This window comes from Roseateles sp. (genome assembly GCF_965229315.1).
In the GTDB taxonomy this organism is placed as follows: Bacteria; Pseudomonadota; Gammaproteobacteria; order Burkholderiales; family Burkholderiaceae_C; genus Pelomonas.
This window is the reverse complement of record NZ_CBDDJA010000001.1, coordinates 118,287-141,092: the sequence shown is the minus strand read 5'-3', so window position 1 is coordinate 141,092 and position 22,806 is coordinate 118,287. Positions and strand designations below refer to the sequence as shown.

Annotated in this window: 24 protein-coding genes; 17 read left to right on the top strand and 7 right to left on the bottom strand. The window is 69.5% G+C overall.

Annotated elements, in window-relative coordinates; all coding sequences use genetic code 11:
• The first annotated feature begins 33 nt into the window (after nucleotides 1–33).
• From ACO07H_RS00650 to ACO07H_RS00610, 9 genes are all read left to right on the top strand, one after another.
• Entirely contained in the window at nucleotides 34–1,284 is a 1,251-nt protein-coding gene (locus ACO07H_RS00650) for an ABC transporter substrate-binding protein (RefSeq protein WP_422010054.1), read from the top strand.
• A complete protein-coding gene (locus tag ACO07H_RS00645; RefSeq protein ID WP_422010052.1) occupies nucleotides 1,281–2,198 on the top strand; it encodes a carbohydrate ABC transporter permease in 918 nt (305 codons plus the stop codon). Before ACO07H_RS00650 ends, ACO07H_RS00645 begins: the two co-directional genes overlap by 4 nt.
• Nucleotides 2,191–3,009, top strand: a complete 819-nt coding sequence (locus tag ACO07H_RS00640) for a carbohydrate ABC transporter permease (protein ID WP_422010050.1) — start codon at nucleotides 2,191–2,193, stop codon at nucleotides 3,007–3,009. The genes ACO07H_RS00645 and ACO07H_RS00640 overlap by 8 nt, the downstream gene beginning before the upstream one ends.
• 8 nt (nucleotides 3,010–3,017) lie before the next feature.
• Nucleotides 3,018–4,385 (top strand): GH1 family beta-glucosidase, encoded by a 1,368-nt coding sequence (locus tag ACO07H_RS00635; protein ID WP_422010048.1) that lies wholly within the window; start codon nucleotides 3,018–3,020, stop codon nucleotides 4,383–4,385.
• Between the two features lie 255 nt (nucleotides 4,386–4,640).
• A complete protein-coding gene (locus tag ACO07H_RS00630; protein ID WP_422010046.1) occupies nucleotides 4,641–5,936 on the top strand; it encodes an HD-GYP domain-containing protein in 1,296 nt (431 codons plus the stop codon).
• On the top strand, nucleotides 5,933–8,071 hold the full coding sequence (locus ACO07H_RS00625) for a putative bifunctional diguanylate cyclase/phosphodiesterase (RefSeq protein WP_422010044.1): 2,139 nt from the start codon (nucleotides 5,933–5,935) through the stop codon (nucleotides 8,069–8,071). Before ACO07H_RS00630 ends, ACO07H_RS00625 begins: the two co-directional genes overlap by 4 nt.
• A 32-nt stretch (nucleotides 8,072–8,103) precedes the next feature.
• Complete coding sequence (locus ACO07H_RS00620) at nucleotides 8,104–8,427, top strand: DUF1840 domain-containing protein (protein WP_422010042.1); 324 nt, start codon at nucleotides 8,104–8,106, stop codon at nucleotides 8,425–8,427.
• A gap of 2 nt (nucleotides 8,428–8,429) precedes the next feature.
• Nucleotides 8,430–9,071: a histidine phosphatase family protein gene (locus ACO07H_RS00615; protein WP_422011633.1), complete on the top strand. Its 642-nt coding sequence runs from the start codon at nucleotides 8,430–8,432 to the stop codon at nucleotides 9,069–9,071.
• A 153-nt stretch (nucleotides 9,072–9,224) separates the two neighbouring features.
• The gene (locus ACO07H_RS00610) at nucleotides 9,225–10,238 is read left to right on the top strand and encodes a porin (RefSeq protein WP_422010040.1); all 1,014 of its coding nucleotides are present in this window, start codon (nucleotides 9,225–9,227) and stop codon (nucleotides 10,236–10,238) included.
• Between the two features lie 84 nt (nucleotides 10,239–10,322).
• On the opposite strand, the gene ruvB is transcribed toward ACO07H_RS00610, so the two are convergent.
• The 4 genes from ruvB to ACO07H_RS00590 form a co-directional block, all read right to left on the bottom strand.
• Nucleotides 10,323–11,381 (bottom strand): Holliday junction branch migration DNA helicase RuvB, encoded by a 1,059-nt coding sequence (gene ruvB, locus ACO07H_RS00605; protein WP_422010038.1) that lies wholly within the window; start codon nucleotides 11,379–11,381, stop codon nucleotides 10,323–10,325.
• Between the two features lie 10 nt (nucleotides 11,382–11,391).
• Nucleotides 11,392–11,961 carry a Holliday junction branch migration protein RuvA gene (gene ruvA, locus ACO07H_RS00600; RefSeq protein ID WP_422010036.1) on the bottom strand — a complete coding sequence of 190 codons (570 nt, stop codon included), beginning with the start codon at nucleotides 11,959–11,961 and terminating at the stop codon, nucleotides 11,392–11,394.
• Nucleotides 11,962–12,044: 83 nt separating this feature from the next.
• On the bottom strand, nucleotides 12,045–12,698 hold the full coding sequence (locus tag ACO07H_RS00595) for a response regulator (protein ID WP_422010034.1): 654 nt from the start codon (nucleotides 12,696–12,698) through the stop codon (nucleotides 12,045–12,047).
• Between the two features lie 25 nt (nucleotides 12,699–12,723).
• Nucleotides 12,724–14,136 (bottom strand): sensor histidine kinase, encoded by a 1,413-nt coding sequence (locus ACO07H_RS00590; RefSeq protein ID WP_422010032.1) that lies wholly within the window; start codon nucleotides 14,134–14,136, stop codon nucleotides 12,724–12,726.
• Nucleotides 14,137–14,225: 89 nt separating this feature from the next.
• Here ACO07H_RS00590 and ACO07H_RS00585 point away from each other — a divergent pair, with 89 nt between their 5' ends.
• Nucleotides 14,226–15,194 (top strand): PhoH family protein, encoded by a 969-nt coding sequence (locus tag ACO07H_RS00585; protein WP_422010030.1) that lies wholly within the window; start codon nucleotides 14,226–14,228, stop codon nucleotides 15,192–15,194.
• Complete coding sequence (gene ybeY / locus ACO07H_RS00580) at nucleotides 15,191–15,634, top strand: rRNA maturation RNase YbeY (protein WP_422010028.1); 444 nt, start codon at nucleotides 15,191–15,193, stop codon at nucleotides 15,632–15,634. Before ACO07H_RS00585 ends, ybeY begins: the two co-directional genes overlap by 4 nt.
• An 8-nt stretch (nucleotides 15,635–15,642) precedes the next feature.
• Here the strand turns inward: ybeY and ACO07H_RS00575 are convergent, their stop codons facing one another.
• Together ACO07H_RS00575 and hemB are read right to left on the bottom strand one after the other, a co-directional pair.
• A complete protein-coding gene (locus ACO07H_RS00575) occupies nucleotides 15,643–16,746 on the bottom strand; it encodes a magnesium transporter CorA family protein (RefSeq protein WP_422010026.1) in 1,104 nt (367 codons plus the stop codon).
• Between the two features lie 4 nt (nucleotides 16,747–16,750).
• On the bottom strand, nucleotides 16,751–17,767 hold the full coding sequence (gene hemB / locus ACO07H_RS00570; RefSeq protein ID WP_422010024.1) for a porphobilinogen synthase: 1,017 nt from the start codon (nucleotides 17,765–17,767) through the stop codon (nucleotides 16,751–16,753).
• 385 nt (nucleotides 17,768–18,152) lie between these two features.
• Here hemB and ACO07H_RS00565 point away from each other — a divergent pair, with 385 nt between their 5' ends.
• Genes ACO07H_RS00565 through ACO07H_RS00540 form a run of 6 tightly spaced genes read left to right on the top strand, consistent with a single transcriptional unit; the run spans nucleotide 18,153 to nucleotide 22,168 of the window.
• Nucleotides 18,153–18,581 carry a CopD family protein gene (locus ACO07H_RS00565; RefSeq protein WP_422010022.1) on the top strand — a complete coding sequence of 143 codons (429 nt, stop codon included), beginning with the start codon at nucleotides 18,153–18,155 and terminating at the stop codon, nucleotides 18,579–18,581.
• Between the two features lie 20 nt (nucleotides 18,582–18,601).
• On the top strand, nucleotides 18,602–19,702 hold the full coding sequence (locus tag ACO07H_RS00560) for a VanZ family protein (protein WP_422010020.1): 1,101 nt from the start codon (nucleotides 18,602–18,604) through the stop codon (nucleotides 19,700–19,702).
• Nucleotides 19,703–19,716: 14 nt separating this feature from the next.
• Nucleotides 19,717–20,043, top strand: a complete 327-nt coding sequence (locus ACO07H_RS00555) for a (2Fe-2S) ferredoxin domain-containing protein (RefSeq protein WP_422010018.1) — start codon at nucleotides 19,717–19,719, stop codon at nucleotides 20,041–20,043.
• A complete protein-coding gene (locus ACO07H_RS00550; RefSeq protein WP_422010016.1) occupies nucleotides 20,040–20,663 on the top strand; it encodes an alpha/beta hydrolase in 624 nt (207 codons plus the stop codon). Before ACO07H_RS00555 ends, ACO07H_RS00550 begins: the two co-directional genes overlap by 4 nt.
• A gap of 21 nt (nucleotides 20,664–20,684) precedes the next feature.
• On the top strand, nucleotides 20,685–21,842 hold the full coding sequence (locus ACO07H_RS00545) for a D-alanyl-D-alanine carboxypeptidase family protein (protein ID WP_422010014.1): 1,158 nt from the start codon (nucleotides 20,685–20,687) through the stop codon (nucleotides 21,840–21,842).
• Between the two features lie 23 nt (nucleotides 21,843–21,865).
• The gene (locus ACO07H_RS00540; RefSeq protein WP_422010012.1) at nucleotides 21,866–22,168 is read left to right on the top strand and encodes a YbeD family protein; all 303 of its coding nucleotides are present in this window, start codon (nucleotides 21,866–21,868) and stop codon (nucleotides 22,166–22,168) included.
• Between the two features lie 4 nt (nucleotides 22,169–22,172).
• Here the strand turns inward: ACO07H_RS00540 and ACO07H_RS00535 are convergent, their stop codons facing one another.
• On the bottom strand, nucleotides 22,173–22,802 hold the full coding sequence (locus ACO07H_RS00535) for a tetratricopeptide repeat protein (protein WP_422010010.1): 630 nt from the start codon (nucleotides 22,800–22,802) through the stop codon (nucleotides 22,173–22,175).
• Between the last annotated feature and the right edge of the window lie 4 nt (nucleotides 22,803–22,806).

Sequence of the window (22,806 nt, the reverse complement as noted above, 5' to 3'; positions counted from 1 at the left end):
CCTCCTCTGATGGCGCCCGCCCGCTTTTTCTCCATGCCTGTCTCCCGCCGCACGCTGCTGGCCGCGCCACTGGCGCTGTCCCTGCCGGCCGCCGCGCAGCCTGCCGTGGCGCCGCTGACGGTGGCGAGTTTTCCTGACCTCGACCGCGCCGCCAAGGCCGCGCAGGCCGCCTGGGACCGTGCCCACCCCGAGGCGCCGCTGCGCCTGGTGTCGCGCAACTATGCCGACCACCACAACGCGATGAGCGCCGTGCTGGCCACCGGCAGCGGCCAGCCCGACGTGATGGCGCTGGACCTGCGCTTCATCGGCAAGTTCGCATCCGGCGGCGGGCTGGAGGACCTGCTCGGCGCCCCCTACGACGCCGGTCCGCTGCTCGGCGCGTTGCCGCGCTTCGCCGTCACCCAGGGCCGCTCGCCGCAGGGCGCGCTGATCGCGATGCCCGCGGACATCGGCCCCGGCACGCTGCTGTACCGGCTGGACCTGCTGGAGCGCGCCGGGCTCAGGGAAGCCGACCTGACCGGCTCGTGGCCGGGCTACATCGAGGCCGGCCGGCAGCTGCAGCGTGCCACCGGCGCCGCGCTGCTGACCGACGCCGCGGAGCTGCGCGACATCCTGCTGCGCGTGGGCCTGGCCGACGGCGAGGGCATCTACTTCGGCCGCGGCGGCGAGGTGCTGGTGGGCAACGAGCGCTTCCAGCGCGCCTTCGAACTGGGCCTGGCCGTGCGTCGCGCGGGCCTGGACCTGAAGGCGCCGTCCTGGGGCAACGAATGGGGCGCCGCGTTCCGCCAGGGCCGCGTGGCCACGCAGATGATGGGCTGCTGGCTGGCCGGCCACCTGAAGAACTGGCTGGCGCCGGCGCAGGCCGGCCTGTGGCGCAGCGCACCGCTGCCCGGCGGCCTGGTGGCCAGCTACGGCGGCAGCTTCTACGCCATCCCCAGGCACGCGCCCAACAAGGCCGCGGCCTGGGCCTTCATCCGCCAGATGGTGTTCGACCGCGCGACGCAGCTGCAAGGCCTGCGCGTGCTGGACGCCTTCCCGGCGCTGCTGGCTGCCCACGACGACCCGGTCATGGACGAGCCCATCGCCTACCTCGGCGGCCAGCGCGCCCGCCAGCTGTGGCGCGACATCGCCCACCGCGTGCCGGCCACGCCCGTGCACAAGCACGACGCGCTGGCCACCGCCATCGTGCGCTCGGCGTTCGAGGACGTCGTGTCGCAGGGCCGCCCCATCCCCGAGGCGCTGGCCGAAGCCCGCGCCCTCGTCATTCGCAGAACCCGCAGATGAACAGGCTCGCGCCCTACGCCTTCGTGGCGCCGTTCTTCATCCTGTTCGCCGTCTTCGGCCTGTTCCCGCTGCTGTTCTCGCTGTGGCTGTCCTTCCACCAGTGGGAGCCGTCCGAAGGCCTGGCCGCCCTGCGCTGGGTGGGCCTGGAGAACTATGCAATGGGCCTGACGGACCCGTGGTTCATCCAGGGCCTGGGCAACACGGTGTGGCTGGCGCTCGCGGCCGGGCTGCCGCAGCACCTCGTCGCGCTGCCGATGGCGTTCTTCATCCACCGCCGGGTGCACCAGGGGCGCGACCTGCTGGTGGGCGCCTATTTCGTCCCCTACATCACGTCCAGCGTCGCCATCGCGCTGATCTTCATGACGCTGTACTCCAAGGACTACGGCCTCATCAACGTGGCGCTGGCGGAGCTGACGCGGCTGCCGCTGGTCGGTGCCTGGCTGCCCCTGGATGCCGCCCACCTGCCGGACTGGCTGGGCGACTCAGCCTGGACCAAGCCCGCCGTTGCGTTCGTCGTGTTCTGGCGCTACCTGGGCTGGAACCTGGTGCTGTACCTGACCGCCATGCAGACGCTGGACGACGAGATCTTCCAGGCCGCGCGGCTGGACGGCGCGCCGCCCTGGCGGCAGTTCTGGAGCATCGCGCTGCCGCAGCTGCGGCCCATGATCTTCTTCGCCGTCACGCTGACGCTGATCGGCTCGCTGCAACTGTTCGAGGAGCCGTTCATCCTGGTCGACACCGAGAAGGGCGTGGCCCGTTCGGTCATGACGGCAGCCATCTTCATGTACCAGACCGCCTTCAACGACGGCGACTTCGGTACCGCGTCGGCGCTGTCCTGGGCGCTGTTCGCGCTGATCGCCGCGCTGGCCTGGCTGAACGCGCGGCTGTTCGGCAAGGGCGGTGGCCATGCGTAGCCGGCCGCCGGTTGTGACGTGGGCCGTGCTGGCGCTGGGCGCGCTGCTGGTGCTGGCGCCGATCTGGTTCACCTTCGTCTTCGCCACGCACCAGCGCAACAGCATCTTCAACGTGCCGCCGCCGCTGGGGTTCGGCGACGCGGCGGGCCTGAACTTCGAGCTGCTGCTGGCCGCGCTGCCGTTCTGGCGCAACCTGGCGATCTCGCTGTACGTCGCCACCCTGACCACGGTGCTGAACCTGGTGCTGTGTTCGGCCGCCGGCTACGCGTTCGCGCTGCTGCAGTTCCGCGGCCGCGACAAGCTCTTCACCGTCGTGCTCGGCACGATGATGGTGCCCAGCTTCCTGAACATGATCCCCAGCTTCATGGTCATGCAGTGGCTGGGCTGGCTGGACCAGCCGCGCGCGCTGTACGTGCCCGCCGGCTGCGGCGCTCTAGGCGTGTTCCTGATGCGCCAGGCCGCGTTGCAGGCGGTGCCGCGCGAGTTGCTGGCCGCGGCGCGCATGGATGGCGCCGGCGAATGGCGCACGTTCTGGAGCGTCGTGCTGCCGCTGCTGCGCCCCGCTTTAGGCACGCTGGCGCTCATCACCTTCATCGCCAGCTGGAACAACTTCATGGCGCCGCTGGTGGTCATGCGGTCCGTCGAGAACTACACGCTGCCGCTGGCGCTGCGCGCCATGCAGAGCCCCAACAACACCGAGTGGGGGGCGCTGATGCTGGGCAGCGCGCTGGCCCTGCTCCCCTTGCTCATCGTCTATCTCTTCAGCGCCCGCAAGCTCGTCGCCGGCATCGCGGCCGGCGCGGTCAAGTAGCCCACACCATGCATCTTCTCGACCCCGAACACCTCGACCTCGCCGCCCTGGCCAGTGCCTTCCCGCGCGACTTCATCTGGGGCGCCGCCACCAGCGCCGCGCAGATCGAGGGCGCGGCCTTCACGGACGGCAAGGGCGCGTCCATCTGGGACGCCTTCTGCCGCCAGCCCGGCCGCATCAAGGACGCGTCCGACATCGACACCGCCTGCGACCACTACCACCGCTTCCGCGACGACATCGCGCTGATGCGCGGCCTGGGCCTGGACGCCTACCGCTTCAGCTTCTCGTGGCCGCGCGTGCAGCCGCTGGGCGAGGGCGCCTGGAACGAGGCCGGCTTTGCCTTCTACGACCGGCTCATCGACGCGCTGCTCGAAGCCGGCCTGCAGCCGCACGCCACGCTCTACCACTGGGACCTGCCGCAGGCGCTGCATGAGCGCATCGGCGGCTGGCTGTCGCGCGACATCGCGCCGCGCTTCGCCGACTACGCCGCCGAGGTGGCGCGCCGCTTCGGCAGCCGCCTGGCCAGCATCGCCACGCACAACGAACCCTGGTGCACGGCCACGCTGGGCTACGAGACCGCGCAGTTCGCGCCCGGCCACACCAGCCGGGCCGAGAGCCTGCAGGTGTCGCATCACCTGATGCTGTCGCACGGCGACGCCATCGCGGCGATGCGGGCCGAGACGACGGCGAAGCTGGGCATCGTGCTGAACCACACGCCGTCCTTCCCGGCGACGCCCAGCGAGGCCGACCGCCGCGCCGCGCGCATCGACGACGGGCTGAACGTGCGCTGGTACATGGACCCGATCTTCCGCGGCGCCTACCCGGCCGACGTCATCGAGCACGTCGGCGCCGACGCGCCGCGGATCCTGCCCGGCGACCTCGCCCGCATCGGCCAGCCGCTGGACTTCCTGGGCGTCAACTTCTACACGCGCAACCTGATCAGCGCGACCGGCCAGGCCGCCCAGGGGCCGGGCCGGCGCGGTTTCACGGACATGGGCTGGGAAGTCGTGCCCGAGGTGTTCGCCGCCCACCTGGTGCGCCTGGGCCGCGAGTACTCGCCGCCGCCGATCTACATCACCGAGAACGGCATGGCCAACGCCGACCGCGTCGTCGCCCTTCCCCAGCCCCATGTGCCGGACGCCGAACGCATCGCCTACCTGTCGGGCCACCTGCAGGCGCTGGCCACGGCCATGGGCCTGGGCGTGGACGTGCGGGGCTATTTCTACTGGAGCCTGCTCGACAACTTCGAGTGGAACTCCGGCTACACGAAGCGGTTCGGCCTTTTCCACGTCGACTACGCGACGCAGCAGCGCCTGGCCAAGGACAGCGCGCACTGGTATCACAGCCTGATCGGGCACCATCGCGCGAAACGCTGAGGCTTCCCGCGGCTCATCCGCGGCTCGACGGTGGGCCGCATTGCATGCATTCCTTCGCGTTTGCCCCGAGAAAGCAACGGAAAATCGGTCACGTTCAGGCGCTAAGCTCCGCGCTGCGCCAAGGCAAGGGCAATATTCCCTGAGTGCCGCGGGCGAAAAAACCGAATTGAGATTTGTCAGGAGGCCGTTCCGTGGTCCGGGCCGTGGTGCCGGAGCAGGGCCGGGTCGAGGGGTGCCCGTTGCGGGTATGAGCGAATGCAGGACAGAACCAGCGATCCACTGATCGATGTCAACCAGTTGACGGTCGGGATGTTCATTCATCTGGACCTGGGCTGGATGTCTCATCCCTTCCCGCTGTCGAGCTTCAAGATCGCGTCCAGCGATCAACTGCTCATCCTGCGCCGCCTGGGCCTGACCCAGGTGCGCTGGAGCCCGGCCAAGAGCGACCTGTCGCTGCAGCCCGAGACGGCGCCCGCCGCCCAAGCCGAAGCGGCCGCGCCGACCGGGCCGGCTGCGGCCAACGATCCCAGTCCCGAGGACCTGGCGCGCGAAGCCCACCGCCTGGCGCTGGCCGCCCAGCGCGAGGCGCTGCGCCTGTGCGAGGCGCAGTACAGCGAGGCCACCGAAGGATTTCGCAGCGTCATGGAGCAGGTGCATTCCGACCCGCACCAGGCCCGCGGCCATGCCGAAGGCCTGACCGCCGCGCTGCTGGACAAGATGCTGGTCGAGGGCGACCTCAACATGCGGCTGCTCAACGAGTCGGCCGGCGACCGCTCCACCGCGCACGCGCTGAACGTCTGCATCATTGCCTTGCTGCTGGGCCGCGCCTTCGGCCTGGGCCGCGACGAGATGATGGACCTCGGCGTGGGCTCGCTGCTGCACGACGTCGGCAAGCTGGAAATCGCACCGCGCCTGCGCCACCGCGATGAGAGCTTCACGGCCGCCGAGACCCAGGCCTACCAGCAGCACGTCGCCAAGGGCGTGGCCATCGCGCAGGCCATGGGCCTGGCGCCTGGCCCCTTGCTCATCATTGCGCAGCACCACGAGCACGCCGATGGCAGCGGCTTCCCGCAGCGCATCAACATGGACCGCATGAGCACGGGTGCGCGCATCGTCGCGCTGGTCAACCGCTTCGACGGCCTGTGCAATCCGCTGCTCACGTCCAAGGCGATGACGCCGCACGAGGCGCTGTCGCTGATGTTCGCGCAAGGCCGCAACCGTTTCGACGCGACCATGCTGAACGCCTTCATCCGCATGATGGGCGTCTATCCGCCGGGCTCCACGGTGCAGCTCACCGACGACCGCTACGCGCTGGTCGTGTCCGTCAACTCGGCGCGGCCGCTGAAGCCCCGCGTCATGGTCCACGACGTCAAGGTGCCCAAGGAAGAGGCCCTGGTCCTGAATCTTGAAGAGATGCCCGACCTCGGCATCCGTCGCAGCCTGAAGCCACAGTTCCTGCCGCGCGCGTCGCTGGACTATCTGAGCCCGCGGGCCCGCATCGCCTACTTCTTCGACGCCGTCAGTACCGGGCCGGGGGAGTTGGCCGCGTGAACGCCAGCCGCGAGGCGCCTGCGCACCTGCCTCGCATCCCCGAGGCGCCGCCCCTGGTCGGCGCCCTGCTGGAAAGCCTGCCCGAACCGGCCTGGCTGGTGGATGGCGACAGCCTCGTGGTCACGGGCATCAACCGCGCGGCGCTGCGGCTGCTGGGGCTCAAGCCCGAACGCGCCCTCGGACAGTCGCCGGCGCTGCTGTGCGGCTCCCTCGAAGACGAAGCCTTCTGGCAGGGCGCCGAGCGCGACCCGTTCGCCCGCATCCGCTCCGACACGGTGCTGACGCACACCGACGGCCAGCCGCGCTGGGTCAGCCGCTCGATCAGCCCCATCCACCTGCCCGACGGCAGCCGCTACTGGCTGGTGCTGCTGTACGACCAGACGCGTCGCCGCCGCGCCGAGGCCGAGCGCGAGACGTTGCTGGCGGAGTTGCGCGCGACGCTGGAATCCACGGCCGACGGCATCCTCGTCGTCGACCTGGCCGGCCGCGTGCGCAGCTTCAACCGCCGCTTCGCCAAGCTCTGGGACCTGCCCGGCGGCCTGCTGCACGAGCCGGGCGACGCCGGCCTGTGGCTGAGCCTGCAGCGCGTCATGCGCGACGGCGAGCAGTACCGGCTGCGCATCGAGGCGCTGCTGGACGCGCCGCTGATGCGCTCCAGCGACATGCTGCGCCTGGCCGACGGCCGCGTGCTGGAGCAGGTGTCGCTGCCGCAGATGAGCCGCGGCGAACCCATCGGGCGCGTCTTCTCCTTCCGCGACCTCAGTGAAAAACTCGCCGCCCACCAGCGCATCGAGGAGCTGGGCCGCTCCGATGCACTCACCGGCGCACCCAACCGCCGCGCGCTGGCCGACCGCATCCTGCAGCAGATGGCCGAGGTCGCCGCGGGCGAAGTGCCGCCGTCCTTCGCGCTGCTGCACCTGGATCTGGACCGCTTCAAGCAGATCAACGACACGCTGGGCCACAGCTATGGCGACCGTGTGCTGCGCGAGGTCGTCGAGCGGCTGCGCGGCGCCGTGGGCGTCAATGACACGCTGGCCCGACTGGGCGGCGATGAATTCGCCATCCTCATCGACGGCGCCCAGGCCGCCGAGGCCGAGGCCGCAGCGCGCCGCGTGCAGCAGTTGCTGGCCCAGCCCTTCAGCTTCGACACGCTGAGCTTCACCGTCACCGCGAGTTGCGGCATCGCGCTCTACCCGGGGGACGGCGGATCGTCCGACGAACTGATGGCCAGCGCCGAGCGGGCGATGCACTGGGTCAAGGAGAGCGGCCGGGCCGGATTCCGCTTCCACGTGCCGCGCAAGGAGGTGGACCTGCTGTCGCGCATGCGGCTGGACCATGCCATGCGGCAGGCGCTGGCGGAAGGGCGCTTCCGCCTGCACTACCAGCCGCAGGTGGAACTCGGCAGTGATCGCGTCATCGGCGCCGAGGCGCTGATCCGCTGGCGCGACCCGCAGCGCGGCGACATCTCGCCGGCCGAATTCATTCCGCTGGCCGAGGAAAGCGGTTTCGTCATCGCCATTGGCGAGTGGGTGCTGCGCGAGGCCGTGGCGCAGGCGGCCCACTGGCTCAGCCGCGGCCTGCGCATGCCGGTGGCCGTCAACGTGTCGGCGCTGCAATTCCATCAGGCCGGCTTCGTCGAGGCCGTCGCCGGCACGCTGCGCGATGCCATGCTGCCCGCCAGCATGCTGGAACTGGAGTTGACCGAAGGCGTGTTGCTGGGCGATGCCGACGAGGCGCTGCGCCGCATGCGGTCGCTGGCCAGCCTGGGCGTCACGCTGTCCATCGACGACTTCGGCACCGGCTACTCGTCGCTGGCCTATTTGAAGCGTTTCCCCATCCAGCGGCTGAAGATCGACCGCAGCTTCGTGCAGGGGCTGCCCGGCGACGCCAGCGATGTGGGCATCGCCAACGCCATCGTGCAGATGGGCCGGGCGCTGGGCCTGCAGGTCATTGCCGAGGGCGTCGAGACCGAAGCCCAGCGCGACTTCCTGGCCCAGTCCGGCTGCCATGAGTTCCAGGGCTACCTGTTCGCGCCGCCGCTGCGGCCCGACGAGTTCGAGCAGCGTGTGCGCCCGCGCCGTCCTGTGGCCGATGCGCCCGTGTCCGGCTGGCTCGGCCTGGCGGGCAACGGCTGACACCCGTGGCCAGCCGCGCGCACAATGCGGCCATGCTCTACCGCTTCAAATCCAAGGCTGGTGCCGACGTCGTCATGATGGCCGAATCGGGCGATGCCGTGCTGCGGCTGCTGGGGCGCTCGCCGGCGCCGCAAGGCATCCTCGAAGCCGGGGCGCTGCCCGGGCTGATCCAGGCGCTCGAGGCAGGCGTCGCCGACGACGAGGCACAGTTCCAGCGAGGCGTGGATGCGGCCAAGGCCGCCGGCGAGCCGGAGCCGCGTCGGCAAGGCGTGTCGCTGCGCCAGCGCGCCTGGCCGCTGCGCGAGCTGATGCAGCGCAGCCTGAAGGAGAACGCCGACGTCGTCTGGGGCGTCTAGTGCTGGAACAGGCGACCCGGCTGATCCTGATCCGCCATGGCGAGACCGCCTGGAACCGTGCGACGCGCATCCAGGGGCACACCGACATTGCGCTGAGCCCGCTGGGCCTGGCGCAGGCCGGGCGGCTGGCGCAGGCGCTGGCAGACGAACCGCTGGCCGCCATCTATGCCAGCGATCTCAGCCGGGCGCGGCAGACGGCCGAGGCCGTGGCGGCGGTACAGGGGCTGCCGGTCCGGTTGGACCCGTCCCTGCGCGAGCGCGCCTTTGGGCGCTTCGAGGGGCTCACCTGGGACGAGATCAGCCAGGGCTACCCCGATGATGCGGCCCGCTGGCGCCGCCGCGAGCCCGATTTCCCCGTCGGTGGCGGCGAAAGCCTGACGACCTTCAGTACCCGCTGCCTGGACGCCGCCCGCCGCGCCGCCGCGGCCCACGCCGGTCAGAGCATCGCGCTGGTAGCGCATGGCGGCGTGCTGGACTGCCTCTACCGGGCCGCGACCCGCGTGGCGCTGGATGCGCCGCGCAGCTGGCAACTCGGCAATGCGGCCATCAACCGACTGCTCGCGACGGGCGATGGCTTCACGCTGATCGGGTGGAACGACGACCACCATCTGGCCGGCCTGAGCGCCGACGACATCGCCGCCTGAGGCGCGTCCATCCCTTGCCGGGCCCCTAGTCCACTGTTGCATCCACGCGTCGGTCGAGGCGGGCCAGCGTAAACCCGCTTCTATACTGACCTTTACTTGTCCCCCAAGGCCGGGCCGTCAACCCGCCGCAACCCCCCTCTGCAAAGGCACACGATGAAGAAGATCGCACTCGTCGCCGCCCTGGCTGCTGTTGCAGCTCCGGCTTTCGCTCAAAGCTCCGTCACCCTGTGGGGTCGCCTGAACACCTCCGTCGAAAGCCAGAAGTTCGGCAACCAGGACCGCAAGGTGGCTGTTCAGAACAACTCTTCGCGCCTCGGCCTGCGCGGCACGGAAGACTTGGGTGGCGGCCTGAAGGCGAGCTTCAATCTCGAACACGGCCTGAATTCGGATACGGGTACCGTGCAGACCCTGGGCGGCCCTTCGACGATGTTCTGGTCGCGCCAGGCCAACGTTGAGCTGAGCGGCGCCTTCGGTACCGTTCGCCTGGGTACTTGGTTCCCCGATTCGTACTTCTCGACGGTCGACCGTACCAGCAACCACAACCACGACACGGGCACGTCCTCCGACGCCCTGTTCTCCGACTTCGGCTTCGGCGTCCGCACCAACAAGGTCGGCTACTTCTCGCCCACGGTCGGCGGTTTCAACTTCATCGGTTCCGTGCGTGCCGGCGAAGGATCCGGCCCGCGCGCCTATGACCTGTCGTTGAACTACGAAGTGAACGGTCTGCACATCGCCGGCACATACGCACAAGCCAGCCGCTACATCGGCGCTGGCCAGATCGGCAGCGGCGCGAAGCGTCAGACCTATGGCTTGGAAGCCGACTACGCGTTCGGCCCCGTCCTGGTCACGGGTTATTTCCAGAGCGAGAAGGTGGACGGCTTCCGCACCCGCAACATCGGCCGTGTGTCGGCCATGTACAGCCTGGGCCAGTCGGAGTTCCACTTCAACATCGGTGGCACCAAGGCGGGTGGCGATTCCGCCAGCGCGAATGGCATGACGGGCGACAGCTTCCGCACCGCTGGCGCGTCGCAGTGGACGCTGGGTTACAACTACAACCTCAGCAAGCGCACCAAGATCTACGCCTTCTACACCGACATCGACCAGAAGCTGCCGAACAAGGGCGGCGACTTCGACTCGCTGGCTGTGGGCGTCCGCCACAACTTCTGATTCATCGGATCGGACACTAGAAAGCGCCCTGCGGGGCGCTTTTTTCTTGATTGCGCCGCCTACGACGTGACGGTGGCAGCAGCGTCATTCGCCGAACAAGTCCGGTGCGCCCTGGCTGCGCGGCGGCGTCAGGCCGAGATGCCGGTAGGCGGCTAGCGTCGCGATGCGGCCGCGTGGCGTGCGTTGCAGGAAACCCTGCTGGATCAGGTAAGGCTCGATGACGTCCTCGATCGTGCCGGCCTCCTCCCCGATGGCGGCGGCGACGTTCTCCAGGCCCACCGGGCCGCCGTCGAAGCGGTGCAAGATGGCCTCCAGCAGCTTGCGGTCCATCAGGTCGAAACCCAGCGGGTCCACGTCCAGCATCGCCAGCGCCTTGTCGGCGATGCCGGCGACGATGCGGCCGTCGGCCTTCACCTCGGCGTAGTCCCGCACCCGGCGCAGCAGCCGGTTGGCGATGCGCGGCGTGCCGCGTGAGCGGCGGGCGATCTCGAGCGCACCGTCGGCGTCGATGGGCGCGCCCAGCAACCCGGCCGAGCGCGTCACGATGCGCTGCAGTTCGGCCGGCGTGTAGAACTCCAGCCGTGCGACGATGCCGAAGCGGTCGCGCAGCGGGTTGGTCAGCATGCCGGCGCGCGTCGTCGCACCGACCAGCGTGAAGGGCTGCAGGTCCAGCTTGATGGAGCGGGCCGCCGGGCCTTCGCCGATCATGATGTCGATCTGGTAATCCTCCAGCGCCGGGTAGAGGATTTCCTCGACGACCGGGCTCAGGCGATGGATCTCGTCGATGAAGAGGACGTCGTTCTTCTCGAGGTTGGTCAGGATGGCGGCCAGGTCCTTGGGCTTCTCCAGCACAGGGCCGGAAGTTTGGCGCAGGTTGACGCCAAGTTCGGCGGCGATGATGTGCGAAAGCGTCGTCTTGCCGAGCCCCGGCGGGCCGAAGAGCAGCACGTGGTCCAGCGCCTCGCGGCGCTTTCGGGCCGCGCCGATGAAGATTTCCAGCTGCTCGCGCGCCTTGACCTGGCCGACATAGTCGTCCAGGTGCTTGGGCCGCAGCGCACGTTCCATCGCCTCCTCGCGGCTGGACTCGGGCGCCGCGTTCACGAGGCGCGGTGCGGGCGCGAAGTCGTCGGTCTGGATGCTCATGGCGTGACGCTCACGACAGTTTCTTCAGCGCCAGCTTGATGCCGTCGCTGACGCCCACGTCCGGTGGCAGCACCTTCAGCGCCGAGGCCGCATCCTTTTCGCTGTAGCCCAACGCGACCAGGGCCTGCAGGATGTCGGCCTGCGCATCGTTGGCGATGGTGGCCGGCAGCGCGAGGTTGGGGCCAAGCTTGTCCTTCAGCTCCAGCAGCAGCCGCTCGGCGGTCTTCTTGCCGACGCCGGGCACCTTGGTCAGCCGGCCGGCTTCCTGGCGCGACACTGCCTGGGCCAGTTCGGGCACGGACAGGCCCGACAGCAACCCCAGCGCCATCTTGGGGCCGATGCCGCTGATCTTGATGAGCATGCGGAAGGTGCCGCGCTCTTCCTGCGTGAGGAAACCGAAGAGCTGGTGGGCGTCCTCGCGGACGACGAGGTGGGTCAGCAGCACGGCACGGTCACCCAGGCCGCCGAGGTTGAAGAAGGTGCTCATCGGCACGTCCACTTCATAGCCCACGCCCGCCACGTCGATGACGATCTGAGGCGGCGATTTCTCGGCAATGACGCCGCTGAGTCTTCCAATCATCGGCCCATTATCCGGGCCGGGCCGGTCCGGAGTCAGGGGCGGACGGACCTGCGCGCCACGCACGCTGGCCCATCCCCAGGCCATCAATTCCGCCCGAACAAACCCAGGCGCTGCGCTTCGAGTGCAGCCTCGGCGCGCGAACTCACGTTGAGCTTGCGGTAGATCTGCTTCACGTAGTCGGCGATCGTGTGGCGGGACAGGCCCAGCTGCACGCCGATCTCGGGCAGCGTGAAGCCCTTGGCCACCCGCAGCAGCACCTCGGTTTCGCGGTCGGTCAGCGACACCTCATGCAACAGCGGCGAGGTCGGCTTCTTCACCTGCGCGGCGAAGTAGGCGATCACCTTGCGCGCGATGGACGGCGACAGCGGAGGCTCGCCCTGGCTCATGCGCTGCAGCTGCTCGACCAGCAGCTCGCGCGACTGCTCCTTCAGCAGGTAGCCGAAGGCACCGGCCTGCAGCGCGGGGAACAGGTGCTCGTCGTCGTCGTGGATGGTGACGATGACCGACTGCACCTCGGGCTGCTTCTCGCGCAGCGCGGCGATGACGTCGACGCCGGAGCCGTCGGGCAGGCCCAGGTCCAGCAGCGCCAGCGTGAAGCGCTGGCCGTTGACCAGCGACAGCGCGTCCTGCACGCGGGAGCACTCGGTGATCTGCGCGTTGGCGAACACCTGCTTGACCAGCGCCTTCAGCCAGGCGCGGATTTCGGGGATGTCTTCGAGCAGCAGGATGTGGTTCATGGGGGCCTCGAATTCAGAGCGCTGTTCAGAGCGGGATGGTCAGACGGATCACAGTACCCCAGCCGGGGCCGGATTCAACCAGGCACTGGCCATGCATCTGCTTGGCGCGTGACTTCATGCTCGCCATGCCGTGGCCTCTGTCCAACCGTCCGTCCAGTTCCGTCGGAATGCCTTGGCCGTCATCCTGGATCGTCAGGATGAAGTCGCCCTCCTGGACTGCGCAGGAGATGGTGGCGTGCGTCGCGCCGCTGTGCTTGATGATGTTGCTGACCGACTCGCGCAGGATGCGCGTCGTCTGCACATAGGAGCGCGCCTGCAGCGTGTGCTCCACATCCTCGGCCGGCGACTTCCATTCGGCCAGGATGTTGGCCTGGCCCAGACGCGACACCACCTCGGCGCGCCAGTCGCCCAACGCGTCGATCAGGTGCACCGGCTTGCCCGTCAGGCCGCGCACCGACAGCCGCATCTCCTCCAGCGCCTCGCGCGCCAGCGTCGAGATGCGGTCGGACTCGCTGGTGTGCACGATGGTCAGCAGCTTGGCGCCCAGGTCGTCATGCAGGTCGGCGGCGATGCGCTTGCGTTCGCGCTCGGTGACCTGCTCCAGCTTCTGCTCGGCGAGCTGGGCGTGGTTGCGCTCCACCTCGGCGATGCGCTCGGCCATGCGCTGCTCCAGGGACGCAGCACGCTTCTCGGCGTCCACGCGGGCATGCGCGACGTTGTTCAGCAACTGCAGGCCCAGCCCCAGCATCAATACCGGCAGCATCAGTCCCAGCCAGGGCGACGCCGTCCACCACAGCGTCTCGCTGACGGCGGCCAGCAGCATCTCGGCCACCAGGGCCAGCATGGTCGGCAGCAGCAGGGCCGCCATCAGGTGGAAGTCGCCGCCCGGCGCGTCGTCCACGGCGGACTGCTGGCGTTGGCGGCGCAACCACAGCGCCCAGCCCATCGCCACCACCAGCTCCAGCCCCAGCACCACGTGCCACAGCGTGCCCAGCACGACGACCTGGCCGCCGGTGACCAGCAGGCTGGCCGGCACCACCAGGCACTGGATCAGCAACGCATGGTCGATCCAGCTGCGCTTCCAGTTCATCTGCCGCAGCAGGTATTGCACGCCGCACAGCACCAGCAGCGTCATCAACAGCGGCCTGAGCCCCGCAGCGCCGGGCGCGGTGGCGGCACGCAGCACCACCCAGCTCAGCATCATGCCGACCAGAAAGCTGGCGGGCCGTTCGCGGTGGTGCAGGCTGGAGACGACGCCAACCGCGGTGGCCATCAGCGCCAGCATGGCGGCGGCCCAGCCGTGCAGCGTCGCCGCCCAGTACAGGCTGGGCGTCACCGTCTGCGCCTGCGCGGCAGCCGGGCACAGCAGGGCTGCGCAGAGCAGGACGAGGGGCAGGCGCCCGAGCGCTGGGGCCTGGGGCGCGGTCAGCTGGATCATGGGGCGGCATTGTGCGGGAGCGGCCGGGCCGCGCAGGGCGGGGAATGCACGCACCAGCGACAATCCGCGGCCACTCTTGCCGACCCACCGTGATCCTGCGCTTCTCCCTCGAACCCGCCGACAACACGCGCCTGGCGCGCCTGTGCGGCAGCCTGGACGCCAACCTGCACGAGATCGAGGCCGCGCTGGGCGTCAGGCTGAGCCGGCGCGACGCCGAGTTCCGCGTCGACGGCCCCAAGACCGCGGCCGAGCGCGCCAGGACGTTGCTCGAAGGCCTGTACGAGCGCGCCAGGCGGCCGCTGCCGGCCGAGACGCTGCAGCTCGCTCTCGTCGAGGCCAACGCGCCGGTCGAGCCGCTGGCGCCCGATGCGGGCGGCGACGACCCGCTGGTGCTGCGCACGCGCCGCGCCGACCTGTCGGCCCGCACGCCGCGCCAGCACCAGTACCTGCAGCAGATCCTGTCGCACGACATCACCTTCGGCCTCGGCCCGGCGGGCACCGGCAAGACCTTCCTGGCCGTGGCCTGCGCGGTGGACGCACTGGAGCGCTCCACGGTGCAACGCATCATCCTGACCCGCCCTGCGGTGGAGGCCGGCGAGCGCCTGGGCTTCCTGCCCGGCGACCTGACGCAGAAGGTCGACCCCTATCTGCGCCCGCTGTACGACGCGCTCTACGACCTGCTCGGTTTCGACCGGGTCACCAAGGCCTTCGAGAAAGGGCAGCTGGAGGTCGCGCCGCTGGCCTTCATGCGCGGCCGCACGTTGAACCATGCCTTCGTCATCCTCGACGAGGCGCAGAACACCACGCCCGAGCAGATGAAGATGTTCCTGACCCGCATCGGCTTCGGCAGCCGCTGCGTCGTCACCGGCGACACCAGCCAGGTCGACCTGCCGCGCGGCGTGCTGTCGGGCCTGGTCGATGCCGAGCGCGTGCTCGCCAAGGTCAAGGGCATCGCGATGACGCGCTTCACCAGCGCCGACGTGGTGCGCCATCCGCTGGTGGCGCGCATCGTCGAGGCCTACGAGGCGCGCGCCAAGCACGAAGGGCGCGACGCATGAAGCCCGAGCTGAGCCTGTCCCTGCAGTTCGCCGACCCCCGCCACCGGGCGCTGCTGCCGCGCCACAAGGTGCAGCGCTTCATCCGCGCCGCGCTGGAGCTGCCGGGCGAGATCGCCGTGCGCATCGTCGGCGCCGAGGAAGGCCGCGCGCTGAACCGCGAGTACCGCGGCAAGGACTACGCGACCAATGTGCTGACCTTCGACTACGCGCACGAGCCGGTCGTCGGCGCGGACCTCGTCATCTGCGCCGACGTCGTCGAGCGGGAGGCGGCCGAGATGGGCCTGCCGCTGCTCGACCATTACGCCCACCTGCTGGTCCACGGCACGCTGCACGCGCAGGGCTACGACCACGAGGCCGATGACGAGGCCGAATGCATGGAGGCCCGCGAGACCGAGATCCTGGCCGGGTTGGGCTTCGCCGACCCCTACCAGCGCGGCTGAGCCGCGGCTCAGCGGTTGGTCAGGTAGCGCTTGCGCCTGAACAGGGCCCACAGCCCGATGGCCACGCCCAGCATCAGCAGCGCCGCGTCCCAGAAGCCGTTGGCGTTCTTGATCAGCGGCATCCACTCGAAGTTCATGCCGAACACCCCGGTGATGAGGTTCAGCGGCAGGAAGATCGCCGTCAGTACGGTCAGCGTGCGCATGATGCTGTTGGTGCGGTGGCCCAGCGCGCTGAAGTGCATCTGCACGGCCGATTCGGCCGACGATTCCAGCCGGCGCACATGCGTCAGCACCCGCTCCACATGCTCCAGCACATCGCGCGAGCGCACGCGCAGCAGCTCGCGCTCGCGCGTCACGTGCGGGTCGCCGTCGGTGGGCCATTCATCCAGCGCGTCTATCCACTCCTGGATCGCGCTGCGCTGGTCTTCGCAGGTGTCTTCCAGCCGGTGCAGCGCGTCGCGGCTTTCCAGCAGCAGCGGCCAGTCGTTGAACTCGCTGTTCTGGTCCAGCAGCACGCGCTGCAGTGTCGCGAGCTGGCGCGTCAGCAGGCGGCGCAGCTCCAGGTAGCTGTCCACCATGTGGTTGACCATGCGCAGCATCAGGTCCGCCGGGCTCGTCGGCAGCCGGGCGCCGCCGCGCGAGTCACGCTTCTCGCGGCCCTCGGTCAGCCGGCCGAGCTTTTGCGCGAAGAACTCGCGCACCTGGCAGTCCGTCGGGTGCACGGTGATCAGCACGCGGTCGAAGACGGCAAAGCCCACCGGACTGGTGTCGATGGCGCGCAGCGCGCGCTGCGCCGAGGCCAGCGTGCCGTGCTCGTCGTCGACGAACAGGTCCTGGCTGCCGGGTGCCGCGGCCAGCCGCCGGAACACCAGCATGTCGTACCAGGACGTGTAGTCGAAGTGCGAGGGCAACTGGTTGTTGATCAGGTCCGACACATGCAGGTCGACGATGTTGCCGCAGCCCCAGCGCGACAGCGCCTGCTGGGCCGCCAGCTCGCCCACCTCGAACTCGCGGCGGCCATAGCCTATCCACAGGAAGCCGCGCTCGGGCAGCGTGTCGGGCAACGCCGGCAGCTCGCGAAAGCCATCGGCCTCGATGTGGAAGACCCGCACGCGGTCAGCCCTTCTTCAAGACGCGCGCGGCGTCCAGCGCGAAGTAGGTCAGCACGCCATCCGCGCCCGCGCGCTTGAAGGCCAGCAGCGACTCCATCATCACGGCGTCATGGTCCAGCCAGCCGTTGGCTGCCGCCGCCTTGAGCATCGCGTACTCGCCGCTGACCTGGTAGGCGAAGGTCGGCACGCGGAACTCGTCCTTCACGCGCCGCACGATGTCCAGATACGGCATGCCGGGCTTGACCATCACCATGTCGGCGCCTTCGGCCAGGTCCAGCGCCACCTCGCGCAGCGCCTCGTCGCTGTTGCCGGGGTCCATCTGGTAGGTCTTCTTGTCGGCCTTGCCCAGGTTGGCGGCCGACCCCACTGCGTCGCGGAACGGGCCGTAGAAGGCGCTCGCGTACTTGGCGCTGTAGGCCATGATGCGCGTGTGGATGTGGCCGGCGGCCTCCAACGCCTGGCGGATCGCGCCGATGCGGCCGTCCATCATGTCGCTGGGTGCGACGATGTCCACGCCGGCCTCGGCCTGCACCAGCGACTGCTTGGCGAGGATCGCGACCGTCGCGTCGTTCAAGATGTAGCCCGACTCGTCGAGGACGCCGTCCTGGCCGTGGCTGGTGAACGGGTCCAGTGCCACGTCGGTGAGCACGCCGAGCTGCGGGAAATGTTTTTTTACCTCGCGCACGGCGCGTGGCACCAGGCCGTTAGGGTTCAGTGCTTCGGCGCCGTCGGGCGTCTTCAGGGACGCGTCGATGACCGGGAACAGGGCCAGCACCGGCACCCCCAACTCGACGCACTGTTCGGCGGTGCGCAGCAGGTGATCCAGGCTCTGGCGCGACACGCCAGGCATGGAGGCCACGGCGTCCAGGCGGTCCTCGCCCTCATGGATGAACACGGGCAGGATCAGGTCGCTGGACCGCAGCGCGTGCTCGCGCACCAGCGCACGCGTGAAGGCGTCGCGGCGCAGCCGGCGCGGGCGTGCCGCGGGAAAGGCGGGGGGCGTGGAAACGGAGCGGGGCACGTCGAAATCCTCAGGCTGCGGGGGACGCGGCCCGACGCGTGATGGACGACACATCCCGCGTCATTTATTCGTGACGCTACCGCTCGGGCGCGCTAAACTTGTGCCTGAATGATAGCCGCAAGGTGGTCGTTCCCTGCTTTTCCTCCCTGAGCAGGAGCCTTAGCGTGATGACAGCGATAAGGCTTTCCCGCCCCGGCCTTGAGCCGGGGTTTTTTTTGCCGGTCACGTGGCATGCGTCTCGCTTTGCGAGCCGCCCGGCGCGGTGCGCCGCGAGCCTGACGGCTCGATGCCACGACGCCCGTCCGCGCGCCTGCGGCACGCGAGGCCTGGCCATGCAAGGCCCCGGCTGACAACGTGGGCGCGGAGCGGCTTCCATAATGTGCCCATGCTCTGGGTCAAAGCCTTTCATATCGTCTTCGTCGCCGCCTGGTTCGCTGGCCTGTTCTATCTGCCGCGCATCTTCGTGAACCTGGCCATGGTGCCGGCCGACAGCCATGCGGAGCGCGAACGGCTGCTGCTGATGGCGCACAAGCTGCATCGCTTCAGCACCATGCTGATGGGCGTCGCGCTGCTGCTGGGCCTGTGGGTGTGGCTGGGCTTCGGCGCCACGCGCTTTGCCGGCAGCGGCTGGCTGCATGCCAAGCTGGCGCTGGTCGTGGTCGTCATCGGGCTGCACCACATGAACCGCCGGCTGCTGCGCAGCTTCGAGGACATGTCCAACCGCCGCAGCCACAAGTGGTTCCGCGTCTACAACGAGAGCGCCGTGGTGCTGTTCGCGGCCATCGTCGTGCTGGCGACGGTCAAGCCCTTTTGAGCCGCCGCTCGGGGCCAGCGATGCAGCGCCGGCAGAGTTCCGCCACCTGGTTGCTGCTGGCCCACATCGGGCTGATCTTCTACGCCAGCCTCTACCCGTTCTGGCCCTGGCGCTGGCCGCCGGGCATGGGCCTGCCGTGGCTGCTCGACCTGCCCTGGCCCAAGCGCTTCTGGGCGTTCGACGTCGAGGCCAACCTGCTGGGCTACATCCCGCTGGGTCTGCTCGGTTTTGCCGCAGCGATGCGATCCGGCTGGGGGCTGCGCACCGCGCTGCTGCTCGGCCTGCTGCCGGGGCCGCTGCTGTCGTTCCTGATGGAGTCGCTGCAGTTCTTCGTGCCCGGCCGCGTGCCTTCGCTGTCCGACTGGGCCTTGAACAGCGCCGGCAGCACGCTGGGCGCGGCCTTCGGCCTGATCCTCAACGGCCTGGGCGGCCTGCAGCGCTGGGAGAACATGCGCGACCACTGGTTCGGCACGAGCAGCGCGCCGGCACTGGCGCTGCTGGCGCTGTGGCCGCTGGCGCTGCTGTACCCGACGCCGCTGCCCTTCGGCCTGGGCCAGTGGCTGCCGTGGTGGCGTGAATCCCTGGTCGACGCGCTCGCTGGCACGCCCTGGGCGCTGTCCTGGGGCGACGCGGTCGCCGTCGAGCACGAGTTGCCGCCCGGCCTGGCGGCGCTGGCCATCGGGCTGGGCCTGCTCTCGCCGGTGCTGCTGATGATCGCAGTGGCCCGCCCCGGGCTGCGTCGCCTGGCGCTGGCGGCTGGCGCGGTGCTGCTGGGGTTGCTGGGCACGGCCACGGCGACGGCCATGGCCTTCGGCCCCGACCACGCCTGGGCCTGGCTCAGCGACGCGACGCGCCCCGGCGTGGGCCTGGGGCTGGTGCTGGCGCTGCTGGCCTGCCTGCTGCCCTCGCGCGTCGCGGCGGCACTCGGTCTCTTCGTGCTGTGCGCGCTGATCGGCCTCATCAGCGTCGCACCCGCCGACCCCTACCTGACGCTGAACATGCAGGCCTGGGAGCAGGGCCGCTTCATCAACTTCTACGGGTTGACGCGCTGGCTGGCCTGGACCTGGCCCTTCATCGCGCTGGTCTGGCTCGCCGCCCGCCTGGTCCAGAAACCCGAGTGAGAGAATCCATCGCGATGAGTTACTACCAGCGCCACGTTTTCTTCTGCCTGAACCAGCGCACCAACGGCGAGGCGAGCTGCGGCGACCACGACGCGCAAGGCGCGTTCGACCACTGCAAGTCCCGCGTGAAGCAATTGGGCCTGGCCGGCAAGGGCGGCGTGCGCATCAACAAGGCCGGCTGCCTGGACCGCTGCGCGGGCGGGCCGGTGGCGGTCGTCTACCCGGAGGCCGTCTGGTACTCCTGGGTCGACCAGAGCGACCTCGACGAGATCGTCGAAAGCCATCTGCGTGACGGCCAGGTTGTCGCGCGCCTGGTGCTGCCGGACGCCGTCGGCCGATGAACGCGCAGACCGAGAAGCGCCTCGTTCCCGGTCCGGCCGGGCAGATCGAGGTCGCGATCGACCTGCCGGCGGACGGTGCCGCGCCCGTCGGCACCGCGCTCATCTGCCACCCCAACCCCACGCAGGGCGGCACGATGGACAACAAGGTCGTGCAGACGCTGGCGCGTGCCTTCATCCATCTCGGCTGGCGCGCCGTGCGCTTCAACTTCCGCGGCATCGGGCAATCGCAAGGCGGCTGGGACGAGGGCCGCGGCGAGGTCGATGACGCGCTGGCCGTGCTGGCCGCCGTGCGCGCGCCCGGCGAGGCGCTGATCCTGTCGGGCTTCTCGTTCGGCGGCTATGTCGCGTCGCGGGCTGCGCAGGCGCTGACCGAACCGGCGCAACGCCTCGTGCTCGTGGGCCCTGCCACGAGCCGGTTCGACACCGCTCCCGTGCCGGCCGACACCGTGGTCATCCACGGCGAGGTCGACGATGTCGTCCCCCTCTCTGCCGTGCTCGACTGGGCGCGGCCACAAAGCCTGCCGGTCACCGTCGTGCCCGGCGTGGGCCATTTTTTTCATGGGCAGCTGCCATTGCTCAAGACCCTGGTGGTGCGCGCCTTCGATCCCGCAAAGGGCTGACGCCGCGCTCGAATTGATCCGATGAAACGACTGCTTGCTTCCCTTTTTGCGGCTCTCCTTGCCACTTCCAGCCTGACCACGCAGGCCCAGGCCCCGCAGCCGCCCGAGATCGCCGCGCGCAACTACGTGCTGATCGACCTGGCCGCGCACAAGACGCTGGCCGAGCGTGATGCCGATGCGCCGCAGGACCCGGCGTCCCTCACCAAGCTGATGACGGCTTATGTCGTCTTCGGTGCGCTGCGCGACAAGAAGCTGACGCTGGAGCAGACACTGCCCGTGTCCAAGCGCGCCTGGGACGAGCGCAAGGGCGACCCCTCGCTGATGTTCATCGACACGACGATGACGCCCAAGGTCGACGAACTGCTGCGCGGCCTCATCATCCAGAGCGGCAACGACGCCGCCGTGGCGCTGGCCGAGGGCGTGGGCGGCAGCGTCGAGACCTTCGTGCAGCTGATGAACCGCCAGGCCCAGGCCTGGGGCCTGAAGAACACCGAGTTCAAGAACGTGACCGGCATGACCGAGCCGGGCCACAAGAGCAGCGCGCGCGACATCGCCACCGTGGCGGCCCACATCATCACGGACTTCCCCGAGTACTACGCCTACTACTCCCAGCGCGACTACACCTTCAACAAGATCCGCCAGGACAACCGCAACCTGCTGCTGCGCCGCGACCCGACCGTGGACGGCATGAAGACCGGCTACACCGATGCGGCGGGCTACTGCCTGGTGGCCAGCGCCAACCGCGACTTCCCCAATGGCCGTCGCCGGCTGCTGTCGGTCGTCATGGGCACCTCGTCCAGGGAAGCGCGCGCCAGCGAGAGCCAGAAACTGCTGAACTGGGGCTACACGGCCTTCGACGCGGTCAAGATCTTCGATGCCGGCAAGGCCATCGCGACCGTGCCGGTGTGGAAGGGCGAGTCCAAGGAAGCCAAGCTCGGCGCGGCCGACGCGGTCTTCGTGGCCGTGCCGCACGGCGACGGCAGCAAACTGCAGACGCAGGTGGAACGCACCGATCCACTGGTGGCGCCCTTGAACAAGGGCCAGCGCGTCGGCACATTGAAGGTCACGACGACGAGCGGGGCGCCGGTCGCCGAATTCCCGCTGATCGTGCAGGAGTCCGTGCCCGTCGCCGGCCTGGTGGGCCGCGCCTGGGACTCGATCCGCTTGTGGATCAAGTGACCGCAGAGACCGGAGAGACCGCCATGAACCTGCCGCCCGACCTGCCCGAATTGCCTGACGTCCCGCCCGAACGGTCGCTGATCGAGTACCCGTCGCAGTTCCCCATCAAGGTGATGGGCGCGCACGTGGACGGCTTCGCCGACGCCATCGCCTCGGTGGCGCTGCAGTTCGACCCCGGCTTCGATCCGGCGACCATCGAGCACCGGCCCAGCAAGGGTGGCAACTACCTGGGCCTGACGATCACCATCACGGCGACCAGCCGCGAGCAGCTCGACGAGATCTACCGCACGCTGACCACGCACCCGATGGTGAAGGTGGTCCTCTGACCGGTCAGGTCGCGTTCGCCGCGACGTCCATCGCCCGGACCTTGGCCTTGGCCGCGTCGTCGCCGTTCTTCGCCGCCACGTCGTACCAGTAGCGCGCCAGGCGCTCGTCGGCCTCCACGCCCAGGCCGGTCTCGAACATCGACGCGACGAGGTACTGGGCGCCCACGTCGCCCGCCTTGGCGGCTTCCAGGTACCAGCGGTGGGCCTGCGCCATGTCCTGCGTGCGGCCGCGGCCGAGGTAGTAGCAGGTGGCGATGTCCAGCGCGCCGTCGGCCTGGCCATGTTCGGCGGCGCGCTCGAACCAGTCGCAGGCCTGGGCCGGCACCGGCTTGCCGCGGCGACCCTGCTCGATCATCTGACCGAGCGCATGCTCGGCCAGGGCCGAGCCTTGGGCGGCGGCGCGGTTCAGCAGCGTCCACGCCTGCGCATCGCTGGCCTTGGGCAGTTCGCGGCGCAGGTGCATCATCGCCAGGTTGTACTGGGCCAGCGGGACGCCCTTCGCGGCCAGCGCCGCGAAGCCCTTGGCAGCCGCCGCATTGCGGCCTTCGTCGTAGGCGGTCAGCGCCTGTTCCAGCGATTGCGCATGGGCGAGCGCGGCAGAGGACAGCAGCAGGGCGGCGAGCAAGGTTTTCATGAAG